Raw genomic sequence first — 23960 nt, 5'->3', positions numbered from 1 at the left:
ACGCCGCCAGCGTTCGTCCTGAGCCAGGATCAAACTCTCCAAATTGGTGTTTGAAATGCTCATTACTTGTTATCGCTTTTTCGCTTTTCCCGAAGGATTTGCGAGGCAGTTATTACTCGTTGTTCAGTTTTCAAAGAGCAATTTTTCTTTCATGTCGACGAGGTGTTTCGTTTCGGCGACTTTTATAATATATCACATCCGCCTATCTCATTGCAAGCATTTTTTTTCGTCATTCGACATTTTTTTCAGTTTGTCGTTTGTCCGAGAAAACATTCTTCAAAAGCGGCGAGTACTAATATATCATCAGTCGAACCGCTAAGTCAAGCATACTTTTCAAAATAAAAATAAACAACATGAAGAAACGGCTTGGCCGTCCTCTGCAACAGGAGGGTATCCCTTTCTCGTATAAATAGAAGAATACATTATCGCGTGAAAAATATAAGGTCTTATATTTTAAAAAAGGCTTGCTAAGCCCCGTATAAGGCTTAACAAGCGCTTAGAATAACTCCATTTCCTTAAACAGAGTTACTATCGTTCATCATATAACGCAGCTCAAGTGCACCGACATCGCCATGCTCGTGAATAACGGCTACCTCGCGAATATACTCTCGCATTACAAGCTTCTGAAGAATAAGCGACAAATCGACATGCAGCACATGTATCGATGGATGAGACTGAAGCTCGGCAATGCTCCACGGCTCTTCGCGGCTTTTTAAGATATTGAATAACAGCACGCAGCTTGTTTTCATTTTGGTCATTACGGAAAACTCGCATCCAAGCATAACCAATTGAACTCTTTGCTCTAACGTTTCCGGGCTTACAGTCAGCTCTTCGTAAAGCTTATATATACCCGGATGGACGCGTCTCAGCTGCTTCCAGACTGTCAGCTCGGGATGACGTCCTTCTTCTATAAGAACAATATGCGCCCAATGATTAAGAGCAGTTAAGATATGGCTATAGGCATCGAGTAAATTATTGTCGAGCAAATCCTGCTTTGCTTGCAAATACGTTCTTAAGAAACCGGCAAATTCCGTGAACTGCTTCTGCTCCCTCATTGAATCAGGAAACTGAAGTATTCGTTCACGAACATTGCTTAAATAGCCGTCGCGATCCACCAAGATCTCCCCCCGAACTAGCCACTCAATAATATTGCGGTTTTCTCCGCCCGACAGCCATTCTGCCAGACCATTCGAATCAATCGTGCGAATCATTACCCGCTTGTCAACAATTTGCACATGCTCTGTTTCATTACGGGAATGCTCCTCCTGCACGACAACAAGCACTAATGAATCCAGACCATCAATCAAAGGATTGTACGGATACGGGTTCTCAATTACAGCCACTCCGATAACACTAGGTGTATCTTGATAGCTCTTTGCGATGTACGCTTTTATATGTTCCACTGGTTCCTCCATATAGCTAATCACATTTTATTAAGCTATAATAATATTCTACAGTTTTATTCTTTTTCGACAGGTTAGAGGCACATTCCTGCTTACTAACTCAGAAAACAGACTCAATTTAAAAGTCATTCGTTATAGGAAGGGTTTGAACGCATGAATAAGTTCTTTTTTAAGTCTGCCAAAATCAATGAATTCCGTCTCTGGGGACTTGTCTTCACCTTAGTCGGCATGGGAGTTATGATTCTCGGCACTGCCGGCATCGTCTTTTGGGGACAAGCAGGAAAGATTATTGCCGCTATTTTTATGGTAATTGGAATGATCTCCTTGCTCATAAGTGTCGCCGTTTATTTCTGGGCTGGAATGATGTCAACGAGCGCAACGATGCTGCAATGCCCGGAATGCGGCCGTCCAACCAAAATGCTAGGCAAAACCGACCGATGCATGTATTGCAAAACAATGCTGACACTTGATCCCGCTCAAGCTACTCATAGCCCAACCGAGCAGAAGGTTTAGCTTTCACATCACATGCATGCAACGATAAAGCGCCGCCTCCTTGTATCTAACAAGGAGGCGGCGCTTTTGATTCAGTATAATGTAGACTATTATGGCTTTAGCTTAATAGCATCATCGATTGTTTTCCATATTGGCGGAGTTTGAAAGGCGCGCTGCCAGGTTGCAACGCCAGCCAAATCATATTTGCGCACGAGCGCAACGCGGGCTTTTATGGAAACGTCATCCTCTATCCAAATCCGCGTAAGATTCCCGTCCTCCGTATATTGTACGTAATTCTGTCCTGCGGCTGCGTCAAACGCAGGCTTCAGTTTCTTTTCTTTTATAATGTCCTTGACCCGTTCCATACCTACAGCCTTTGAAGAGACGTCCACTTTACCGTCCGCGCCTTTCTTCTCTGTCCATATGCGAGTATACAGCGGCATGCTCAATATAAGCTTATTAGAAGGAACGCCATCCTCTTGCATAATCCGAACGAGCGAGCTCTCTGTCCAAGGCAGCGAAGCAACCGAGCCTGATTTCGGACTAGAAGCCCAGTGCTCGTCATAAGCCATAACCATCATATAATCAACAATACCGCCTAATGCTGCACGATCCAAGAACAATGACCACATTTCGCTATTCGATTTAGGCGTAACGTCAACCGAAACCACTAAGCCCTGCTCGTGCAACAGAGGTGTAAGCTCTCTCACAAATTGTACAAAGTTGGCTTTATCTGACGTATGCACATTCTCGAAATCCAAATTGATGCCTTGCAGACCATACATTTGAGCAAATCCAATCAGCTGCTGAATCATGAAAAACCGCGATTCCGCTGTAGCCAAGGCTTTGGTCGTTCGATCCGGTTCAAAATCATTACTGAAAAGCGCCCATATTTGCAACCCTTGATTATGTGCCCATTTGACATATGCGGAATCCGCTTTGCCTTTAATAGTTCCTTTATCATCGGCTAACGCAAACCAAGTTGGGCTTACGACGTTTAAACCTTGCATCGGAGAAATATTAGCCGTGTCAATCTTACGTTCGTATACTGCTTCCCAGGTCATATTGATTTTGTTGCCCAGCACCTTCCATGCAATAAAAGGAGCTGCTTGCTCCTTGGCTGGGATCTGATCAATATCCGTTAGTTTTACATCGTTTTTGTTCACGAAGCCTGTCCAGCCAATAGCGCTTTGAACTTGCAGCCAGCCGTCCTGCTCCTGCCAAATTCTTAATGATTCACCTGGAAGCACCTTTTGGATATAAGGAGCGCGAATGGTAGCTTCGGTGCGAATTGCTGCTCCCTTCTCACGAATAGCCTCTCCGAGCTGAATCGATTCTCCTTCGGACAACAGAGTAACGATTCCTGTGTCTTTCATGTATTCAACCTTCAGTCCATATAGCTCTACTAATGGCTCTGCCGGAATATAGACATTGTCGTTTTTCTTTTCTACCGCAATCGTTAGGTTATAGGGCTTTTGATTGATTGTGGCGGTTAGGGAATCTGTTTTCAAATGAAGCACCTTATCGGCTGTCGTCAAAATAATGGAGCCCGAATCCGGTTCATATCGGATTGGCTTGTCCGCTCCAAGCTCCTGCTCAAGCACCGAAAGAGGCAGCTTAACTTCATTGTTTTCGATAATAGCTCCCAGACTTGCTTCAACGCCCCGGATAAGAAGCGGATGCTCTGCTTGATAGTCAGGATCTATTTGTTCATTGTTCGGAATATAACGCATGTACCCGTACCAACAAAATACGGCTAGTACACCGACTATAAATAACAGAAAGATGCTCCGTGCTCCACGATTACTTTTACGTCGCGGCGCTCGGTTATATATTGTTTCCAAATCATCACTCTCCTGAATGCATTCATGATCGTAGGCTTCCCAAGCGTAAACGGCTGAAGCCATCCTCTGGCGGCTAAGCTAACGTTTCGCGTAGAAATATAGAGAAAGTTGGCAGACTGATACCCTTTCCTATATTTTAATAAAAAACGTGCAGATTAGCGTTGAGTCGCTTCACGGCACGTTCATTTAGTGGCTTAACGCCATTATTTCGCTGATGTGGTATTGCATGTCGAGCATATTCCGTATATCTCCATCCGATGGCCTTCCACGACAAACCCCGTCACTCGCGATGCAGCACGCTCAACCTCAAGCAGCGGCGGATAATCGAAGTCCACGATGGAACCGCAATGTTTGCAAATCGCATGGTAATGATCCGATAAATCCGAGTCGAAACGGCTTGAATCGTCACCGTAAGTCAGCTCACGCACTAATCCAGCTTCTACAAATAAACGCAGATTGTTATATATTGTAGCTACGCTCATGCTGGGATATATCGGCGAGAGCGCTTTATAAATTTCATCTGCTGTAGGATGGGTCATTGAGTCCATCAAATAGCTTAATATGGCGTGACGCTGCGGGGTCATTCGGACGCCGTTGCTCTTCAGTTGCTCAAGTGCTAAGTTAACGCTGGCTCCCATTCCCCTCACGCCCTTCCTAAGTAGTTACAGCTATTGTACGTTCTTGTTTAAGCGTTTGTCAATGAATGCGCCTCATTGGGATAGCCCAAATTGCCTAATGGCAATGCTGTTTGTGGCATTAATTTGAATGCGGTAAGTCCCCTCGCCTATAGTGCCTCTAATCGTTTTCTTACTTACCTCAAGCGGAAGCTCCGTCGTAATATTACCGAAAGTTACCGATCCGTACATCCGGAAATGTCCATTAGCCGGCATTGCGAGCTTTACTTCGCCAACGGAGCTGTCCAAGTCCCAGTCACCGCCTACCGTGCTGCTGCTCAGCTCAATGCTGCCGTTTAAAGTATCTGCTTTTACCGACGAGCCTGCGCCGTCCATTTTAATTTTCCCGTTTTTGGTTTCGGCCTCGATATTCCCTTCAATTCGCTTAATCTCCAGGCTTCCATTGAGGGTATTGGCATAAAGCTTTCCTTTTATGTTCGCTGCCGTAATCGTGCCGTTTTTGGTTTCTAGAATGGAATCGCCGGTTATGCCGTTAGCCGTAATTCCGCCATTATTACCTTTGACGGAGACAGCTCCAACAATGTTGCTAACCGTTACCATTCCGCTGTTGCTCCGAATGTCTAAACCGCCGGGAAGCAGAAGCTTCATAATTTCAATCGAACCGTTATCTGCTTCTATTTTCATGTTCAAAGCTGGCTTCGGCTCTTCTGTAACCTCCGGGCTTTGCTCTATTTCCTCTAAATTGGTTACCGATGGAGATGCTGAAAACCCTGCTCCGTCCGTTGAATCCGTTTCCGCAGGGGAAGGTGAAATTGCAAATCCATCCGTTGCTGACGGCTCTGGCGTCGCTGTAGGCTCCTCTTCAACCTTTACCTGATCAGACAATGACATAGGTACGGTTATGAGCATGTTCATTCTTGGTTTCCTACTGCCATTCGCTCCATAAGACTCGCCTTTCGCTTCAAGTGTCACTTCTTTGCCAGGATTTACTTTGACCGTCGATTGCTCGGCAATTGCATCCGCTTCCGATTTTTCAGTGACATCTACCCATACAGCAGTAACAACCTCGATTTCCTGTACGTCACCTGACTTAACGGTCACCTGTCCATTAGGATTGGCAATTCGGATTAGGGAAACTGCCTCATCCAGCGGTACTTTAATGATCGCTTTGTCATATCGGAAGCCTTTTTCTTCGCCATAGTCGGCAGCTCCGTTCAAATCCACGTTGAATTGATCGAGCCAGCGAAAAGGAATATCCGCGTATTGCGTTACCGCATAAGCCGTAAATGAAATGACTAGCGCAATCATCACACCCGCTACATCCAGCCGAAGCTTCTTCTCCACTCCTTTGAATTTCCAGCTGTACAGTATGATTTCAATTCCTAATACTATAAATATGACAGGCCACCATTGTCCCAGTAGTGAAATATCGTTCCGCCCGTTTAATTGGTCCAATAAAAGCAGAACTCCCACCGTCAGTATGAGAACCGCAGCCGTAAAGCGTCCAAGCTTAAACATAAGTACCGACCCTTTCCGTGAACGTAGCAGCAGTATAATTGAGGATGCCATAATAATTGGACCCACGCAAAGTTCAGCAAGCTCATTCATCCAAGGCATAATAGTGTGGGGCGGTTTCACCAAAACAAGCATGACAATCCCCGCTGCCAATAATAAACCGCCATGCACCGCATTAAACGAAGCAGGCTTGTGAACCGCTGCATCGGCACTTTGCAAAGAATCAAATACACTGATGAAATAAAAAACTGGCAGCATGATTCCGAGGTAAACAATAAGCAGTAAATGCCTTCCTCCATCCGAATCTGCCAGCCGAACAATCGCAGTCAGATCCAGCCAAAAGGCTGCAATCAGCAGTAAGCCCTTCGGATGCTGTCCGGTATACATATGTCCCGCACCAGGCATTGCAAAAGCAAACAAAACCGTAAGCAGCCTATTTTTAATTCGTTTTATTCCGAGCTGACCCAACGCACACCCTCCAAATGCTTAATGCTATCGAGCAGGACGAGAAGCGCTTCCGATTTCGGCAATGTAATGTACAGCTGCAGCATTACCTGGCCGCCCTCATCATCGTCCTCGCATTCTTCCAGCAGCATTTTTCTCATGACGATCTTGCGGTCCAATAACAATCCGTTTATATCAATCATGGCTTGAGACAGATCCTTGGCTTTGATTTTGAGCAAATGCTCCTTCTTGGCGCTAATATACCTTTTCTCCAGCTTATTAAACGCCCACAGCGTGACAAGCACCATTACGGTCGCCGTTGCCGATGCAAAATAAAATCCTGCTCCCACGGCCAGCCCAATGGCGGATACGACCCAAAGCGATGCTGCAGTGGTAAGGCCCGTAATCGACTTCCCGGTAAACAGGATCGTTCCCGCGCCAAGAAATCCAATTCCTGTAATAACGGCTGCCGCTAGACGTGCAGGGTCAACCCGTACATTCGGTTCATCGACAAACGCAGAGAAACCGTACATAGAGAGCAGCATCAGCAAGCAGGAGCCTAAACAGACTAATATATTCGTACGCAGGCCCGCTGCATGATTCGATTGCTCGCGCTCAAAACCTACAAGGCCGCCGAGCAGCAGCGCGAGTAGCAATCGGAGCAGAATATGAAGCTCACTGATATTCCAAGGATTATGCGCGGCAAGTAATTCCATAAGCGATCCCGACCTTTCTATACACGCTATTGTAACATAAGTGTATGCGCGAGTTGGAGCACACAGCTCTTGTACGATACCAGCTGCCCAAAAAGAAAGACGCGGCTCATCGCATGATGAACCGCGTCTTTCGGTGTAAATCAGTTTATTTCAACTGCTCGATTAACAGCTTGTTGGCAAGCGCGGGATTCGCTTTGCCCTTGGATGCTTTCATGATCTGACCGACCAGGAAACCAATCGCTTTGTCCTTGCCTGCTCTGTAATCCTCAACCGATTGTGGATTTGCTTCGATAATCTGATCCACGATAACGAGAACGGCGCCTTCATCGCTAATTTGAACGAGACCTTGCTCCTCAACGATTTGCTGCGGCAGCTTGCCCGATTCAAGCATGGCTTTGAATACCGTTTTGGCAATCTTCCCGTTGATCGTGCCTTTCTCGAGCAAACCGATCATTTCGCCGAGACCTTGCCCCGTAATTTTCACATCGGAAATTTCCTGCCCGTTCGCATTCAGATAACCGAGCAAATCGCCCATGATCCAGTTCGAAACCGATTTGGCATCCTTCGTATAGGAAAGGCTCTCCTCAAAGAAATCCGCGAGCTTCTTGGACGATGTAATCACTTCTGCGTCATATGACGGCAGGCTGTACTCAGACGTGTATCTGGCCTTACGCCCGTCGGGTAATTCCGGTATCGTCGCCCGTACGCTTTGCTTCCATTCTTCGCTGATATGCAGCTGCACAAGATCCGGATCCGGGAAGTAGCGGTAATCATGTGCTTCTTCCTTGCCACGCATCGAGAACGATTTGCCCAGCGCATCGTCAAAACGACGCGTCTCTTGAATAACTACGCCGCCGCCATCTAGAATTTCCGCTTGGCGAAGCTGCTCATATTCAAGGCCGCGTTGAACGCCGCGGAAGGAGTTCATGTTTTTGAGCTCGGCACGCGTACCGAATTCCTTCTGCCCGTAAGGACGGAGACTGATGTTGGCATCGCAGCGCAAGCTGCCTTCCTCCATCTTCACGTCCGATACGTCGCAATACTGCATAATAGCCTTTATTTTCTCCAAATAAGCTTTGGCTTCTTCCGGCGTTCGAATATCTGGCTCCGATACGATCTCGATGAGCGGCGTTCCGACACGGTTGAAATCGACAAGAGAGGCATAGCCGCCGTCTACGTGAGTCAGCTTGCCTGCGTCTTCCTCGAGATGGAGCCTAGTAATGCCAATCCGCTTCGTTTCACCATTCACTTCAATATCGATCCAACCATGCTCGCCGATCGGCTGATCGAATTGAGAGATCTGGTAAGCCTTCGGAGAATCCGGGTAAAAGTAGTTTTTACGGTCGAATTTACTGATGTCCGCAATTTGGCAATTAAGCGCCATCGCTGCTTTCATCGCGTATTCGACCGCTTGGCGGTTCAATACCGGCAGCACGCCGGGATGTCCAAGACATACTGGACAGGTATGGGTGTTCGGAGGCGCGCCGAAAGCCGTGGAGCAGCCGCAAAAGATTTTACTATTCGTATGCAGCTCCACATGGACTTCCAGCCCGACAACCGTTTCGTATTTGTTCGGTTCAGACATTCGTATCGATCCCTTCGTAAACGTATATATGGCCGCTTATAGCTGCGGACGTTGTTTATGATGCTCCGTATGCTGCTCGAACGCATGAGCGGCGCGCAGCACCGTCGATTCGTCGAACGCTTTCCCGATAATCTGCAAGCCGATCGGCAAGCCGTCAGCCATTCCGCACGGTACACTAATAGCGGGAACGCCTGCAAGGCTTACTGGTATCGTACAAATATCGTTTAAATACATCGTTAACGGATCGCCAACCTGTTCTCCGATACGGAAAGCCGGTGTCGGAGCCGTTGGTCCGATAATCAGGTCATATTGGCTGAACACTTGGTCGAAATCCTGTTTGATTAACGTACGTACCTTCTGAGCCTTCAAATAATAGGCGTCGTAATAGCCCGAGCTAAGCGCATACGTACCGAGCATAATCCGGCGCTTCACTTCAGCGCCAAAGCCTTCGCTGCGAGATTTCTTGTATAAATCAATCAGGTTTTCTGGATTCTCGGCGCGTACGCCATAACGTACACCGTCAAAGCGAGCCAGATTTGAAGATGCCTCCGAGGAAGCAAGCAAATAATACGTCGCAATCGCATATTCCGTATGGGGCAAAGAAACCTCTTCCCACGTAGCGCCTAACGACTCGTATACGGACAGTGCTTGGAGCACCGCTTCCTTCACGCGCGGATCGATACCCGCTCCGAGGTACTCCTTCGGCACGCCAATACGCAAGCCTTTAACATCGCCGGTAAGAGCTGATGTGTAATCAGGAATTTCCACGTTAGCAGATGTGGAGTCGCCTGCATCATATCCCGCAATAGCTTGCAGTACATACGCAGAGTCCTCGACATTTTTGGTTAATGGACCGATTTGGTCAAGGGAAGAGGCAAAAGCAACGAGTCCGAATCGCGACACTAGCCCGTAAGTTGGCTTAAGTCCTACGATACCGCAATAAGCAGCGGGCTGCCGAATCGAACCGCCAGTATCAGATCCGAGCGAGAAGTATACTTGGCCAGCGGCCACCGATGCTGCCGATCCGCCGCTGGATCCGCCGGGTACGTATTCCGTATTCCATGGATTGTGAGTCGGGTAAAAGCTCGAATTCTCATTCGATCCGCCCATAGCGAACTCGTCCATATTCAACTTGCCAATCGTTACAGATTGAGCTGCTTTCAGCTTGCGAACGACGGTTGCATCGTAAATCGGGTCATAGTTGCTTAAGAACTGGCTTGCGCAAGTAGTCAGCAGCCCTTCCGTAACGATATTGTCCTTCACTCCCGCTGGCAATCCAAACAGCAACCCGCGTTCGCCGCCTTCTTGCAGTTGCTTGTCCAGCTCGGAAGCCTGCAAGCGTGCTTGCTCTTCGTTCAAAGTAATAAAAGCCTTGATAGCAGGCTCAGTTTCCGCAATTCTCGCATATGATGCGCTAACCAGCTCAGAAACGGAAAGTTCCTTATTGTTCAGCTTGTTATGTACATCCTGCAGGCGCAAATCAAACAGTGCCAACAGTAGTTCCTCCCTTCAAATAAAACCCATTCGTATTATTCAAGTACCGCTGGTACTTTAAATTGTCCATCCTCTTCATCAGGCGCATTGAGCAGCACTTTCTCGATTGGCAGCGATGGCCGATTCTCATCCGCACGCATCACATTCGTAATCGGAAGCACATGGCTGGTTGGCTCGACATTTTCGGTATCTAAACCGTTTAGCTTCTCGGCATATTTCAATATCGCGTTGAGCTGCTCTGTAAACTGATCCTTCTCCGAGTCGGAAAGCTCAAGCCGCGCCAGTCTCGCGACATGCTCTACATCCTTGGGCGTAATGCTCATCAGGTATTCTTCCTTTCCTATTCCTGTAATCATTCTTCCTATTATATCTCACTTGCATGGCGAACATCAATGAAAAGGGCAAACATCCAGCCCATATGCATGCTGCAATTCCGGTGACTGCATAAAAAAAGACTGTCCCGATGTCAGCAAAGTGACATACAGAACAGTCTGCAGCGCATGGCTGCGAGCTAAATCCATGCTTTTAAATTAACTTGACGGATAAAATCTGCAGGGCTAAGCGGTTCATTGCCTGCCTGTTCCAGCTCGGCCTCCGGCTCAGGCTCGCCATTCATCACGCGCTTGAACAATTCTTCGTTGTGCGTAGCGAGCGCGAAATCAATTAGCGCTTCCCGTTCGATGCGATCAACCTCGTCTTGAATAAGTACCTCTTCGAGCTCCACGTCCTCGTCCGGAATTAAAAAATTCCGATTCGCCGAAGGCACCCTCAGTACGTAATCAAACACATTATCCGCATTGCGATCGTAAGCTATTATATAACCATGCTCCCCTATGGGAAGGTTTTGTTCAAATTGGTCAGCCACAATGACGACCTTTGTGCCTAGTTGTAGCATCGTCCTCAACTCCCGTTTCTTCGCCGCTGATTCTTTCACTACTATCCTACTAAAAAATAATAGCGGTGTCCAATCGAAGAGAGTCAATAGACAGACTTTTCTTTACTCAGCTGCCAAACTTTTACGAAGCCGCGCGGCTGCAAGGCTTATTGCAGCTAACATACAAACAATAGTTACCACTACAGCTGCACTGAAGTTACTAGAGTCTGGTGTGCCTGCGGCCGCTAGCTGATAGGCAAATCCGCCTAAAGCGCCAGGCGTCCAGCCAAGCTGCCTGGGGAAAAGGCTTGCCAGCAAGGTAAGCATCAAGGCGCCTCCCAGCGCAGCAAAAGCTGCTGCTGCCGAGCTTCGCAGCCATGTACTGAAAAACAGGGTAATCGTCATTACCGCGCTTAACCACAAACCATAAACGAGCATGCTATCGTATGCCTGGACGATTGGCGTCTCGCCAATCAATAACCCCGTATAGTACCAAGATGCCAAATAACCGGCAGCAAGCGAGCCCCACGCAAGCAGCAGCATCGACGTCCATTTGGAGCTGATATAGGCTAATGCGGATATGGGCTTTACAAGAATGATCGCCGAGACGCCGCTTTGACGCTCTCCAGAAACCGTACCCATGCAGGCTAATACGAGAACGAGCATGCCCAGCGTACCGAATTGCTGAAGGGTTTGTGCGAGCACCTCGGCGGCGAGCGGCATTGGAATATCGATAACCGTTCCTTCCGGCAAGTTGCCCGCATGCTCTAGAATTACAGGCATGTAATAGGTCGAAACAGGCTGCATGATGCCAAGGAGAACGAAGACAAGCGGTACCCATAGCAGCTTATAGCTTCGCGCTTGTTCGAGCAGCTCCTTCCGAACCATAACCAGGTAGCGGATAAAGCTTGAGGTCGCAGGAAATGAAGCTAGATCAAGCTTGTTTGTCGCAGTCGCTGCACCCTTCATTCGCCCACCACCTTCATAAATAAATCCTCTAATGATGAATGGCCTACCTCAAGCTTGCTTAGTTTTATTTGATTGCGTGCCAGCTCCCCGACAAGGATCTGCCTGGCGGCGTCTACATCCTTCACGGCAAAGCTCGCTGCTCCGTCTTGCTCATATGCCATTTCGAACAAAGAGAGTTGATTGGCAAGCCTCTTCTCATCCCTTATGGTTTGGATAAATAAAGTCAGCCATTGCCTTGAGCCTTCATCGTTCTCAAGCTGCAGGTTAATAATCGGCTTCCGCTGCTCATTGCGAATGGTTTCGATTGCTCCTTGCAGAGCAACCTTCCCTTCACGGATAATGATGACATCGTCGCAAAGCGCCTCAGCATCATGAAGGACATGCGTCGAGAAGAGGACCGTCGTTTCGCGTTTCAATTCGCGCAGAAGATCCAGCACCTCCCTGCGCCCAATCGGATCAAGCGCCGAAACGGGTTCATCCATAACAAGCAGCTTCGGACGATGGACAAGCGCTTGAGCAAGCCCAAGCCGCTGCTTCATGCCGCCCGAGTACGAACCGATCCGTCTTTTGGCAGCGCCTGCAATTCCTACGCGTTCGACCAGTTCCTTTGCCCTTTTCTTAGCCTCGGCAGAGGTAAGGCCGCACAATTGGCCAGCATAGGCAACAAACTCCAAACCCGTCATCCAATTATGGAAGGAAGGCGTTTGCGGCAAGTATCCAATCAGCTCTCTGTGCGCACCGCCATGTCCGGCACCTTTGAAGACCATCTGGCCTGAAGTCTGCTTTAGCAGGCCGGCAATCATGCGAATGGTCGTCGTTTTGCCTGCCCCATTCGGTCCGAGCAGTGCAACGCAATGCCCCTCGGCTATCGTAAAATGGATGCCATCAACCGCTTTTACGGTGCCGAAGCTTTTCGTCAAACCTTTAACCTCGAGCAATGCGGTCATCCTTCGTTCCTCCTGCCTGCGATAAAAAAGGCGATCGGCCCGAATATATTGATAAAAATAATAATGAGAACCCAGACCCACTTGGGTCCGCGCGTATTCTCCGCCTTTGCGCACAAAACCAAAGCGATAGTCATTATAATCAATTGAATGACGATAATCGGCGCAAGGATTGGCAATAAATCGGCGATTACGATTGATTCATTCATCCTTTATCCTCCTTTAAACCTGTCAGCTTCCGCTGCTGCTTCTCTCGTTCACTACTTCTCTTGATTTCGCCTGCCGCGACGAAACCATCCGCTTCGAACAAATAAAAAGTAAAAAGCAAGCGGCATCGGAATTTGGATCAAGCCCCATATCCCCCAAAGCCAAGGCATGCTGTCCCGTTTGCGCGCATCGATAAATAACCAGGTAGATTGCGCAATCAGAGCAGCAGCGAGCAAAATCCAAAACCAAATCGGCAAGATCTTCAGCTCTTCCATTGGCGCAGCCTCCCCCGTGCGAGTGCGTAGCTGGCATACCCAATCCCGCCAGCCGTAGTGACTGCTTGAATAATTGCGAACCATCTCCAGTTACGGTCGATGATCCACAGCATCACTCCGAGAATAAAGCATGCCAGCAACCAGAACAGCAGCAGCTCTCTCCGAAGCTTTCTTTTCGTATCCTTAACGTGTGCATGTACAAGCTCCTCAAATCGATGCTGCTCAGGAACCTCCGGCGCATGCGCAGCGTCAAAGCGGGTTAAATCTTCTTTCATTAGATTATTGAACCAAAGCTGGTCTTCCTCATCATGCTTCTTCATGCTCCGTTAGCTCCTTTCGCAGCTGCTTCAATCCATTATGCAGTCTCGATTTCACTGTTCCCGCCGGAATGTCCAGCATTGCGGATATTTCATCTTGTCCATAGCCGTAATAATATTTAAGCAGTACGGGAATCCGGATGCTGCTGCTCAGCCGTCCCAGCGCTTGAAGTGCATCCGACCACTCAACGCCTTCCCGGATCGTTTCGTATTGAATAGACCGCAGCGAGCGTTCTTCCTGCAGCCAATGCCGCTCCAGCTCATTGCGGCGCATCCGGTCAATAACAATCCTAGAGGCTATCGTAATCAGCCACGTCGAGAATTTGGCTTTTCCCTGAAAGGTAGCTATTTTCTCAATCGCCTTCAGCATCGTCTCCTGCGTGACATCCTCCGCGCGGCTTTTGTTCATCGTTGCCTTAAGCAGATACTGATACAAAAACGAGTAATGCTCACGGAGCAGCTCGGATAGCGCCCGCGAGTCTCCGCGAACCGCTTTCTTAATAAGCTTCGTCTCGTCTTCCACGAGCGCCTCACCCCCTTGCTTCTTTCGGTAATATTGCTTAGACGAACAGCTTGCGCGATTCGTTCACTCCGAATGCGTATTTTTTTTGGAATGAAAAAAGCCGCAGAAGCGAGTGGCTCTTCTGCAGCAGCTGTAGGGTCTATTTTACACTAATGCTATTGTTGACTTCGGCTGTACCAACGCCATACAGGCTCAACATCGGCATGATCCAAGCATTTCACGCGGTACTCGAACGGGCTGCCGAGCGCACGCACGGATAAGGTTAGCAAGTTCTTGCGCTGCTGCCCAATCGAACGGTTCACACGCATCGTCACAATCTGCGGCCGTCGAATCAAAAACGTCGATCTCGATAAAAATCGCGTACGCAGCGTAAGCTGCCCATTCCTCAGACTAACCCCTGCGGCAGCGTAACAGCTTCTCCTCCACCATAGAACAAGTGGCATGAGCGCTAACGACCACAACCCTGCTTCTTTCAAGAAAATAATTGAAGCTGCGCATAGCAGCGCGGCAAGCAGAAGCTCGATCCTAATATAGTACAACAACGCTCGCTTCGGTGCGCCCTGCAAGGTTGCTTTCTCAGAATGCTCAATCTGCGGTACGAAATCATTCAAAACCTGCTGAATATCGGAACGTTTGATAAAGGGATGCAGCATAAGCTGCTCCTTCTTGTCAGACGAAACGATTTGCAGCCGGATCTCTGCGTAACCAAAGGCTTGCCGCAGCCAGCTTTCGCTCACAATGACAGCTTGCACTTTTTTAGGATCAAACACGAACGACTTTTTTTCCAACAACCCATAGGATACTGAAATTTGGCCGCCTTCTTTTTGAACGGCGAAGCCGCTGAACTTCAGCACGTACAATACAATCGAGAGCAGCCAAGCAAAGACAAGTCCTGCAATGACTACAACGACAACGACGATATAGCTTGGCATAAGGCTAGAGGAATCCTCGACGACCGACTCGAAAAAATGATCGGGAAGCAGCTGGTTGATGAAATCGTTAGCGAAAGAGTACAATCCTGCCATAAAAGCTGCAACCAAACCAAAATTCATCGAGGTCGCAGCTGCCTGTAGCAGCTGTCCCGCATGAAGCGCAATCGACGGACCGCGCTCAGCCTTATGGCTGACGGATTCTGACAGTAATGGTTTTTGATTTATTTTCACAACCATCTGGTCGTCTACCCCAGGTTTCTGCGTTATCAGCTTCTCAGACACCAGTTGACCTTCGTGAGCGACAATGACCGTGGCTTGTTTCTTATGCACCGGTTGAGCTTCGCCAGCAGCAATGACCGTGGCTTGTTTCTTAAGCATCAGCTGGATATCGCTTGCTTCTTTAAGGGAGAGCGCCGGTAAAATGCCGTCTGCCTTCTTATTGCCGCCGGGCGTCTCGATCTTCACTTGTGCGACCTTTAACAATCGCTGAACAAGCGGCTGCTCTACGTTAACCGAATGAATCCTCGTATAATAAATCGTCTTCTCGTCTCTGAACAACCAGCCTTTGCGAATGATGATCCGATCGCTCTCAAGCCAGAAACCAAAGCTTTTCCATTCGATGTAGCTGAACACAAGTATGATGGCGGATAACGCAGAGACGCCTGCATACCAATACCATTCCAGTCCCGTCCAGTCCGTTCCCCTCAACAAGCCGATCACTATAAACGGAATGAAGCCTCGAATCGTATTCAGCAGCCCGAACAGAATATATATGGGATGAAGCGTTCGACGCTCATTCATCTTGATCGTCCACCTTAGCCAATGCGCCGATTCTGCGTTTAAGCTGCTGAGCTTCTCCGAGCTTCAGCCCGCTGATCCGGTGCGTTGTCGCAGCCGTAACAACCGAAACGCTCGCCAAATCGTATTTGCGCATAAGCGGTCCGCTTTCAAGCTCCACATGCTGCACGCGAACCATAGGAACCAATACATTGCTCAAAAAAACAAGCCCGGATTGGATTTCCAGCTCATCCTCAAACAACTCATACTGAAACCGCTTATATTTCATTTCCGGAAAAATCCAAGTAAAGAGAATGATGGAAGCAACGCACACAGACAATGCAATCCATCCCGGAACGAGCGTCCAAGCCCAGATCGATGCGCAGATGAAATAGGCAATTACGACAGCTAGGAAGATACCGTTCGATATGAGCTCGCTAATTCGGTAAACCTTTACGTAATCACGATGAAGCCGCTTCGTAAGCTCCCGATTCATACTTACATCCCCCTTGTTTAAGGTAATACAATTAGACCTTCCCTGAACTGCGTCAGCTTCCTTGCCCCCCGATCCGTAATAAGGTAGCTGTTCTCAATCCCAACAACCCCAAGGCCAGGGAACGTAAATTTAGGCTCGACGGCAAGCACCATTCCTGGCTCCAATGGCATATCGAAGCCCTTGGCGAGAACCGGCCATTCATCAATTTCAAGCCCGATGCCGTGTCCAAGGAATTTGGCCTGGTCGGCACCGAAGCCCATGAAGTGATCGGAAAGATTTGCGGCAGCGCAGCCTTCAAGCGCAGCCTCGTATAACTTCGAGCATGGCGTGCCAGGAACCATCATCTCCTCTGCCTTAGCGATGAGCGTCTCCGACACCCCGTATGCATGCTGAAGCGTTTCGGGCAGCTTCCCGATAACGGCAGTCCGAGTCTGGTCAATCACATAACCGTCTACGCAGCAGCCGATATCGATCAAGATGGGCTCATTTCGCTTAATCAAAGAACGGCTGACGCTTTGCGGAGAAGCAGCACCGAGCCCCAGGCCTCCTGCCGGACCGTCAAAATAGGAAGGCACTGCAGCAGCCGGGCCCGATATGACCATCCCCGTCGTAATTTCTTGATTAAAGCCCCGCATGCGCATCAAGCCGATATGTCCCCTAATTCGCAGCTCGTATTCGATGCGTGCCATCCACTCAAGCTCGCTTATCCCCTCTCTAAGCACGCTAAGCGCTGCGGTCAATGACTCGGAGACTACGCTTGCCGCCGCTTCGATTCTGCCTATTTCCCAAGGTGACTTCACCATTCGAAGCTTGCGAATATGTGAAGAGCCATCTATGATCGCGCAGCTTGCGGCAGAACCAATGAGCTCCTTTAGCTTGGTATATAGCTGAGCCGGCAGCACATCGAGATCAGCGGCGATTCGCAGGCCTGATTCCTTCCCAAACAAATACGGGTAATGGTGCGCAAGCGTTTCCCCAAAAAACCGAAAAGCACCAAGTTCGGCTACCTTTACCGCGGTCTCCAGCTTGGCTCGCTGAACACTGCGCCGAACGTAAAAGGTAGCATCGCCGGTGCTTGGAATAAACAAATACCCATTTTGCATCGAGCCGGTGAAATAATAAAGATCAACATTTTGCGTGAGCAGAAACGCATCTACGCCTTCCCTCTGCATAACCGCCTGCAAACGGACCAACCTCTCGCTCACAAGCGCTTCAGGAACATCAGCAACAATATCCATCACAGCCATTATCAACTCCTAAGTAAACTCCCTCCCCTTATTACACCAATTTTCCTATTTTACGTCAACCTGCTACGAGCTCCGCCGCCCCCTTAATATGCCATTCAATAGGCTCCATCACTTCAAAAACGCGTGGATATACCATTTTTATGATTAAAATGACGCCTGGACGCTGTAAGGTAACCTCGTATTGGTAAGCATTATTTCGGTATGTATAGGGAAATATTTCGTCCGCGTTTACCAGCTTGAACACCGCAACCTGCACCGCTTCCTTCAAAAAGGAGCCGGAAAGCGGTGCACCTTCTTCATCCAGCAGCAAGTTCTGCTGCAAGTACAAAGCTGCTGCTGCTTCCGCCTTTATCGGCTCAAGACGAAAAACACCTTCTCCTAGCGCTGCCGTATCAACCTGCTGGGCCGCTGCATGAGCGGCTCGATTGACGGCATGCTTCCCTTGAAACAAAGTCTTCATAGCGAGCTGTTCCTCTACCTGAAGCAAATGCAACGAAAGCCAAATCGACATCATTACAACGATGAGCAGCAGCTTGTACATTCGTTAACTATCCTCTCCCCTACGGAACATACTCGCTCATTTTCATCCCGAACGCCTTCATCCTATCTGACGGCAATGGCGGCGTTAAGCCAATTAAGCGATCAATTTCAAATAAACGCTCGTAGGGGTAGCTCATTGTTAATGATATGCCCTCACCGCGAGGCAGCGGATCGTACGGATTGGATGCTGACTGCCCATTCGTTGTTGCAAGCTCATACGATATATCCTCAGGACGCATGCCAAATCTGGCTAGGCGCTGTCTGGACTGCTCCTGCATCGCAGGGCTTATGTAACCGTAACTTCCGCTAGCTCCTATTTCCAATAAGTAATCCACCTCTTGCTGTAATACCGCCTGCCTGACAATCAGAACATGTTTATAAATCGGAGAGAACATAAGCCAGCAGAGCAGCGCTGCAAACAAAACGAAAATCAAAATCTGCTTCATGGGCTCATGCTCCTGATATGCGAGCTGATCGAGCTGCCGGCGCCGTCTATCTGCCGCTTCATTCCCGCATCGCCCTCGGCGATTGATTGATAGCAAGCCAGTACGGCAACAAGCAACAGCATGGAGATTAGAATTCCGCGCAAATCGTATTCCCTCCGCTCTCTTTGGTTAACGCAATAACTATGAATTAAGGAAGCATCTGACTAATCTTTGTATTTGCGGCTGTGCCCTGCGTTTCGATTTGACTGCTTGTTCCAGTCGTATCCTGAGCGATTATCGTATTGAATAGGACGATTACGACGACCAGCATCATTACGGTCATTAGAATATTGCGCACGTGATCACCTCCTTCCGCGAGCTACGGCGTCTATTTCAGTTCAGGGACTGAAAGAGCTTCTGTCCTTCTCTCACCCACGGATAAATAAAGATTTGGAAGGTGTACAAAATCGGAATGCCCGCGATGATAAATAATAGATAAGAAGTTGATTCTTTGCGGCTTTCCTTGGCCAGCTCAATCTTTTCCTTATAGTCTTCTATTCTTGTGCGAATCAACTCATAATATTGATGGCTTTCATGCAGCCTCAGCGCGTCCAGCGTTTCTACGAAGCTTAAGCCCTCTTCCGTGCCAAGCCTCTGTTTAAAGCGCTGCAGCGCCCCTCCCGCATCGTGATACCACTCGGCAAGAAGCTGGTTCAATTCAAAACGTATCACACGCGTAAAGGGAACACAGCGCTGCAGCTTAGCATGAATATGCAGCGAAGAATCTGACAAATAAATCAATTGCTTGCTCACTACAAAAATCTCTTTCGTCACCTGCAGCGCACGCATCTTGCGAATGGAACGCAGCCATAGAAGGTCAAGATGAATAAGCAGCATTGCCAGAAGCAGGAAGGGGCCGATGTAGGAAACGGGAACGTAGGCGTTCAGCCATTTATGCCAAATACTCACACTAACGATTAAGCTGCCCATCGCGCAAACAAGCAGCCGGTACGCGATCATATACCATGCCGCATCAGCCGTTACCCCGCAGCCGGCAAGCAGAATTTCTCTTTCCATGAAAGACTGCCTCTTTCTTGAAATGAAGAAGAACCGCAGCCAGTTATCCGGCACCATTCTCGTACGCCAAGCCGACACGACAGACAGATGCTTCCATCTAGCGGGACGTTCAGGCCATAGCTGCAATAGGATGTAAAAAAATACCGCTCCGAAAACGCATTGCCCGGCCATTAAAGCCAGCCCCATCATTTGCATCGCCCAATTCGGCATTGCTAACCTCCTCTCACATCTTTTTGCGCGATAGCCATAATCCCATCAGAAATGAAGCGAAAATCAACAAAGCTGCATTAAGCAGCATATCCCTTCCCATCGGATCAACAACGTAATAGAAATAGGTATTTTCTTTGTTGTATCGCAAGTTAATGCCAATAAATAAAGCAAGGAACAACAGCGGTGAAAAATTGGCAACTCGGATTTCCAGCAAGCGGTTCCGCTCTTGTTCATTCGCCCGCCTAGCTTTGCGCATATCGGTGAGCAGCTCTTTCAAGCTGTCTGATACCGTTACGCCTTCTGCGAGCGCTACCCGCAAAATATGCACGAAATAATCAGCCCACAAATGACCGAGCGACGTGCTGAGCAACCTTAAGCTTGCTTCATCGTCACCCCGCACCGACAGATTGCGGTAAAGCTGCTCGAATACGGCTTGCATCGGTCCCAGCAGTCTTCGCTCTTCTACGGTTCGCTGCAGCGCAACCCTGACCTGGCTCTCTCCTGTAATCAGATAGCATTGATAAAAAAGCTCAACGGCCGGCAAAAAGTCCATTTGCGTCTGCATGCGCCGATGCACGAGCAGCGTCCGAAGGATCGTATAGGGCAATAACCCAATCACTAAGCCGAACAATAAGGTTCCCTTTATGCTTTGGAAGAAGAGCCCGCCCGCAGTAAGCCCTGCCAGCAGCAGCAGACCGGAAATATAAGCAAAGGCGGACGGTGAAATAGCAAGGCGCAGCGCCTCCAGCAAATCCGATAAATGACGGTACAGCCATGCGTAGCGTTTGAAGCGCTCTGCTGCCCGCACGCGCAAGCTGCGATTCGAAATATAAGTTAGCTTGCTGACGAGCTGCTGCTCCTTAGACCAAAGGAAAAGCAAATGGATAATCGCAATAAACAATAGGCAAAACAACAGTCCAGCAGCCGCGCCGGCAGAAAGCTCATTCATAGCGCTTGCCTCCTGCAGCAAGCCGTAAGGCAGCTGGGGCGGATGGAGGCGCAGGATAAATCCATTCATCCTTTATCTCATCGTACGTAACCCAATCCTTAAGTCTTACCTGCCCGCTCTCCCAGCTGAGCTCGCTAATCCTCCTAATCAGGCGTCTCCCTCCCATTAAAGCCATCTCGATTCCAATCTCTGTAACGTATTGCGTGATCCGTTTGGTCAAACGCTCAGCATTCATCCCTCTGCCATCCTGCATGCACATATCCGTAATCGCCTCAGGCACATCCTCCAGGGTATTGGCATGCACGGTCGTCATGCTTCCCGAATGTCCCCGCGTGCAGGCACGCACATAAATGTTCGCATCCTGGTCGCGTATCTCTGCATGAATAATCCGCTTCGGCGATTGCCTCAAGGCGAGCTTGAAGGCCTGATCCGACCGGTGATAATCATCCTCTTCATCCGTCATGTACTCGATTACGTTTTTGTTTGGGAAATCGCGCCCGAGCATCATTTCAAAGCGGCCTTCGATCGTAATAATCCGCTCTTCGTCCGGCAGCTCGGCAATGAGTGCTTTCATTAGATTTGTTTTGCCTGAATTCGTAGGACCAATGATAACTAAATTGAACCGTGCCTCCAGAATGGCGGTTAGCAGCATCTTGATCTGCCCGTTCATCGTCCTATACCTCGGATCGCATAATGTAAGCAAGCCAATGCTTCGTACCGTATAAAAACGAATGGTCAAGGTTGGATTTGCCGTGAACCCGAATCCGGTCATCGTTACGCGTGAGCCATCCTGCAGCATGACCTCTGCCCATCTCTTGCGCGGATTTATGCGATCATTATTGTACAAGACCAGATTTTGCTGGATTCGCTCAACCTCCCGTACGCTATCAAAACGAAATTCGCTAGGCTTGGAGACTCCGTTTCTGACAAGGAAGATGCTCGTTCCGACAACCTGTATTTCCTCTAAACCGGCTTTATCCGCCAGTACCAGCTCGAGCACATTCAATCCGATTACTTCAGCAAACAACGCTTCTGCGAGTGTGTGATAGGGGTGCTGCACATGATCTGCCCGATGAATACGAAGTCTAATCAATCGATCCGCGATGACGGCAAGCACCTGCTCTCGTTCCTGCGAATAGCCTAACACCGCGCGATTCAGCGTTTCGCTGTATTGCCTCCGCTCAGCTTCTCCTACTCCGTGCGGAATGCTTAGATAAGAGCGAATATCATCAGCCAGCCGTACGAACTCTCCCTGCGAGTCTGCTGTCTGGTACGGTGCAAGCGGCTCATTATCGTGCTGCTCCCGCTCCGACTGCATCTGCGCAGCAAAACCTGAAGGCGAGAATCGATTCTGCTGTGCCGTCACGAGCTTGTACCGTTGCGATGGGCAAGCAGCTTGCGGTACCACGGCTGTACGGCTACGGAAACCCCCACGCTCCGAATGCCATGCTTCTGCATCATCGCCTTCGCGGGACCCTTCATCATCTCCGAACCGCCGCTGTCGGTCTTCAGCCACTGAGCATAGGTTCCATTATCCAATTGGCTGGAAACCGATTCGCTTAATTGAAGCTGGCCCAATGCCGACGTGCCTAGCTCTTTACAAATATGCTTCATCTGATAGCCTCCGTTTCTCCAAGGTCCATTAATGACGACCGAATCGTATTGATCGGGATTTACCCCGAATAATGGCGATACCTGTCCGATCCAGCGCTTGCCATCCTCTTGAAAATGAGACAAGGCCGGCGTAGTCACAAGTATCCTTGAGCCTGCTCTCCTAACCGTGCAAATCGTAGCAGCGTTATCCCAGTATGCGCCGACATCCGCGACGACGAATGCAAAGGTCTGCTCTGCGACATCGAGCAAATGCTCCGCTTCCTCTGGCGTGAAGTATTCCGCTTGGTCCCTCATCATGTTGCCGAATAATACCTGTACGTTCGGCTGGCTTGCCACCGGATAAGCCGCCTTACGCAGCATATCCGGCGTCAACGCGGAGGATCTCAGCTCTGGGCGAAGCTTATCCAATGTGACGAGCGGCTCATCGATACCGAGATAGCGATGGATTTTCGAGCTTTTGAGATTGAGGCATAAGTACCCGACCGGCTTGCCGCTCGCTTCCCCAATCCGGACAGCAGCTGCGAACGCCGCTGCTGTCGTTCCGATATTCGGTGTCGTTCCTATAAATGCAGCTAAGGGTACCATTGCAGCATTCACAGCCCACCATCCTCTCCAGCTGCAGCAAGATCAAGCGATTCCGGGCTGTACGCCACGACCAGCTTCAATGCTCCTCCTTTGCAATAGCGATCAAGCAGTAACCATTGCTCTTCCGTTAAATTCAGGTTCAGGTAGTCGATCATGCCGTTAGCCTCTCGCCGCGAAGCATACATCTGCTCCTTATTCCCTTCCGCCCGCGAGATGAGATTCGGATTCTCGACATTGTCGATTTCCACATTACCCGATGACTTCACCGATGCAACGGTAACGGCGTCTGAGAATAACCGCTCGGAGGGCTGTCCTTCCCCCGATGCATACAGTAGTACCTTATCGCCAGCCCTAATGCCGTTGGAGATGGAACGGATGTACTCCTTGGGAATCTGGAAAGTAGATTCCGACCGCTTGGGCTGCAAGTGGAACTCATCCACCTTCCAAAGCAGCAATGGCTCGCCTTTGCCGAGCGGAATAATCGTCTCTTTCCCGGCTGCGTCCTCCAGCTTCATGACCATATCGGGAACATACACCGCCTGAGGAACCGTTTTGTATTCCAAATCGCTCTCCTGAAGCCGTTCTCCCGCTCCTATGAACCGTTTGGGTACAATGACGGCTATCGTCTCCTCGTTCTCCAGATGCACGCGCTGCAGCTCGTAGATGCCATAAACCAAGCTTGCCGACAGAACGGCCGCTGTCAGGCTGATGATTGCGTTTCTTCGTTTTCTCATCGCCACTCCTCCCCGAACACAAAAAAAGAACGCACCAGCAGCCATCTATGGCTTACTGAGTGCGTTCTTCGCATAATAGTGCTCGTATATAGGTTTACTTAAGTAATTGAGTTCATAATAGCAAATCCATCTTTCAT

Annotated in this window: 28 protein-coding genes; 1 reads left to right on the top strand and 27 read right to left on the bottom strand. The window is 49.1% G+C overall.

What is annotated here, in order from left to right; translation table 11 throughout:
- Positions 1-515 precede the first annotated feature (515 nt).
- Complete coding sequence (locus tag AC0YN3_RS31835) at positions 516-1403, bottom strand: nucleotidyltransferase-like protein (RefSeq protein WP_475778858.1); 888 nt, start codon at positions 1401-1403, stop codon at positions 516-518.
- A 153-nt stretch (positions 1404-1556) separates the two neighbouring features.
- Here AC0YN3_RS31835 and AC0YN3_RS31830 point away from each other — a divergent pair, with 153 nt between their 5' ends.
- Complete coding sequence (locus tag AC0YN3_RS31830) at positions 1557-1916, top strand: YgzB family protein (protein WP_475778857.1); 360 nt, start codon at positions 1557-1559, stop codon at positions 1914-1916.
- Between the two features lie 89 nt (positions 1917-2005).
- Here AC0YN3_RS31830 and AC0YN3_RS31825 read toward each other — a convergent pair whose 3' ends face one another.
- The 26 genes from AC0YN3_RS31825 to AC0YN3_RS31700 all read right to left on the bottom strand — a co-directional run bounded on the left by AC0YN3_RS31825 (position 2006) and on the right by AC0YN3_RS31700 (position 23823).
- On the bottom strand, positions 2006-3739 hold the full coding sequence (locus tag AC0YN3_RS31825) for a glycosyl hydrolase family 18 protein (RefSeq protein ID WP_475778856.1): 1734 nt from the start codon (positions 3737-3739) through the stop codon (positions 2006-2008).
- Positions 3740-3942: 203 nt separating this feature from the next.
- Positions 3943-4377, bottom strand: coding sequence for a peroxide-responsive transcriptional repressor PerR (perR, locus tag AC0YN3_RS31820; protein WP_441946237.1), 435 nt, complete (start codon positions 4375-4377; stop codon positions 3943-3945).
- 72 nt (positions 4378-4449) lie between these two features.
- Complete coding sequence (locus tag AC0YN3_RS31815) at positions 4450-6357, bottom strand: DUF4097 family beta strand repeat-containing protein (RefSeq protein WP_475778855.1); 1908 nt, start codon at positions 6355-6357, stop codon at positions 4450-4452.
- Positions 6339-7049 carry an MgtC/SapB family protein gene (locus tag AC0YN3_RS31810; RefSeq protein ID WP_475778854.1) on the bottom strand — a complete coding sequence of 237 codons (711 nt, stop codon included), beginning with the start codon at positions 7047-7049 and terminating at the stop codon, positions 6339-6341. The genes AC0YN3_RS31815 and AC0YN3_RS31810 overlap by 19 nt, the downstream gene beginning before the upstream one ends.
- 145 nt (positions 7050-7194) lie before the next feature.
- A complete protein-coding gene (gene gatB, locus AC0YN3_RS31805) occupies positions 7195-8634 on the bottom strand; it encodes an Asp-tRNA(Asn)/Glu-tRNA(Gln) amidotransferase subunit GatB (RefSeq protein ID WP_475778853.1) in 1440 nt (479 codons plus the stop codon).
- 36 nt (positions 8635-8670) lie between these two features.
- Positions 8671-10128: an Asp-tRNA(Asn)/Glu-tRNA(Gln) amidotransferase subunit GatA gene (gene gatA / locus AC0YN3_RS31800; protein WP_475778852.1), complete on the bottom strand. Its 1458-nt coding sequence runs from the start codon at positions 10126-10128 to the stop codon at positions 8671-8673.
- A gap of 35 nt (positions 10129-10163) precedes the next feature.
- Positions 10164-10451 (bottom strand): Asp-tRNA(Asn)/Glu-tRNA(Gln) amidotransferase subunit GatC, encoded by a 288-nt coding sequence (gene gatC / locus AC0YN3_RS31795; protein WP_281379088.1) that lies wholly within the window; start codon positions 10449-10451, stop codon positions 10164-10166.
- A gap of 188 nt (positions 10452-10639) precedes the next feature.
- Entirely contained in the window at positions 10640-11023 is a 384-nt protein-coding gene (locus AC0YN3_RS31790) for an ATPase (RefSeq protein ID WP_475778851.1), read from the bottom strand.
- Between the two features lie 102 nt (positions 11024-11125).
- Positions 11126-11971, bottom strand: coding sequence for an ABC transporter permease (locus AC0YN3_RS31785; RefSeq protein WP_475778850.1), 846 nt, complete (start codon positions 11969-11971; stop codon positions 11126-11128).
- Positions 11968-12918 carry an ABC transporter ATP-binding protein gene (locus tag AC0YN3_RS31780; protein WP_475778849.1) on the bottom strand — a complete coding sequence of 317 codons (951 nt, stop codon included), beginning with the start codon at positions 12916-12918 and terminating at the stop codon, positions 11968-11970. The genes AC0YN3_RS31785 and AC0YN3_RS31780 overlap by 4 nt, the downstream gene beginning before the upstream one ends.
- Positions 12915-13124, bottom strand: a complete 210-nt coding sequence (locus tag AC0YN3_RS31775; protein ID WP_475778848.1) for a PLD nuclease N-terminal domain-containing protein — start codon at positions 13122-13124, stop codon at positions 12915-12917. Before AC0YN3_RS31775 ends, AC0YN3_RS31780 begins: the two co-directional genes overlap by 4 nt.
- Before the next feature lie 51 nt (positions 13125-13175).
- Complete coding sequence (locus tag AC0YN3_RS31770) at positions 13176-13397, bottom strand: sigmaY antisigma factor component (RefSeq protein WP_475778847.1); 222 nt, start codon at positions 13395-13397, stop codon at positions 13176-13178.
- Positions 13385-13717, bottom strand: coding sequence for a YxlC family protein (locus AC0YN3_RS31765; protein WP_475778846.1), 333 nt, complete (start codon positions 13715-13717; stop codon positions 13385-13387). Before AC0YN3_RS31765 ends, AC0YN3_RS31770 begins: the two co-directional genes overlap by 13 nt.
- Complete coding sequence (gene sigY / locus AC0YN3_RS31760; RefSeq protein ID WP_475778845.1) at positions 13704-14237, bottom strand: RNA polymerase sigma factor SigY; 534 nt, start codon at positions 14235-14237, stop codon at positions 13704-13706. Before sigY ends, AC0YN3_RS31765 begins: the two co-directional genes overlap by 14 nt.
- A 155-nt stretch (positions 14238-14392) precedes the next feature.
- Entirely contained in the window at positions 14393-15970 is a 1578-nt protein-coding gene (locus AC0YN3_RS31755; RefSeq protein WP_475778844.1) for a PH domain-containing protein, read from the bottom strand.
- Positions 15963-16442, bottom strand: coding sequence for a PH domain-containing protein (locus tag AC0YN3_RS31750; protein ID WP_475778843.1), 480 nt, complete (start codon positions 16440-16442; stop codon positions 15963-15965). The genes AC0YN3_RS31755 and AC0YN3_RS31750 overlap by 8 nt, the downstream gene beginning before the upstream one ends.
- Before the next feature lie 17 nt (positions 16443-16459).
- Complete coding sequence (locus AC0YN3_RS31745) at positions 16460-17689, bottom strand: M24 family metallopeptidase (protein ID WP_475778842.1); 1230 nt, start codon at positions 17687-17689, stop codon at positions 16460-16462.
- A 55-nt stretch (positions 17690-17744) separates the two neighbouring features.
- Positions 17745-18230, bottom strand: coding sequence for a hypothetical protein (locus AC0YN3_RS31740; RefSeq protein ID WP_475778841.1), 486 nt, complete (start codon positions 18228-18230; stop codon positions 17745-17747).
- Positions 18231-18249: 19 nt separating this feature from the next.
- Positions 18250-18675: a hypothetical protein gene (locus tag AC0YN3_RS31735; protein WP_475778840.1), complete on the bottom strand. Its 426-nt coding sequence runs from the start codon at positions 18673-18675 to the stop codon at positions 18250-18252.
- Entirely contained in the window at positions 18672-18818 is a 147-nt protein-coding gene (locus AC0YN3_RS31730) for a hypothetical protein (RefSeq protein ID WP_475778839.1), read from the bottom strand. Before AC0YN3_RS31730 ends, AC0YN3_RS31735 begins: the two co-directional genes overlap by 4 nt.
- 44 nt (positions 18819-18862) lie before the next feature.
- Positions 18863-19012, bottom strand: a complete 150-nt coding sequence (locus AC0YN3_RS31725) for a hypothetical protein (protein WP_183562657.1) — start codon at positions 19010-19012, stop codon at positions 18863-18865.
- 35 nt (positions 19013-19047) lie between these two features.
- A complete protein-coding gene (locus AC0YN3_RS31720) occupies positions 19048-19941 on the bottom strand; it encodes a hypothetical protein (RefSeq protein WP_475778838.1) in 894 nt (297 codons plus the stop codon).
- Positions 19942-19954: 13 nt separating this feature from the next.
- Positions 19955-20890, bottom strand: coding sequence for a type II secretion system F family protein (locus tag AC0YN3_RS31715; RefSeq protein ID WP_475778837.1), 936 nt, complete (start codon positions 20888-20890; stop codon positions 19955-19957).
- Positions 20883-22208, bottom strand: a complete 1326-nt coding sequence (locus tag AC0YN3_RS31710) for an ATPase, T2SS/T4P/T4SS family (protein WP_475778860.1) — start codon at positions 22206-22208, stop codon at positions 20883-20885. The genes AC0YN3_RS31715 and AC0YN3_RS31710 overlap by 8 nt, the downstream gene beginning before the upstream one ends.
- Before the next feature lie 44 nt (positions 22209-22252).
- Positions 22253-23101, bottom strand: coding sequence for a CpaE/TadZ family protein (locus AC0YN3_RS31705; RefSeq protein WP_475778836.1), 849 nt, complete (start codon positions 23099-23101; stop codon positions 22253-22255).
- Positions 23098-23823 (bottom strand): SAF domain-containing protein, encoded by a 726-nt coding sequence (locus tag AC0YN3_RS31700; protein WP_475778835.1) that lies wholly within the window; start codon positions 23821-23823, stop codon positions 23098-23100. Before AC0YN3_RS31700 ends, AC0YN3_RS31705 begins: the two co-directional genes overlap by 4 nt.
- Between the last annotated feature and the right edge of the window lie 137 nt (positions 23824-23960).

It is taken from the genome of Paenibacillus sp. J22R232 (assembly GCF_056269165.1).
The sequence above is the reverse complement of the archived record's forward strand: the minus strand, read 5'-3'. Positions and strand labels throughout refer to the sequence as shown.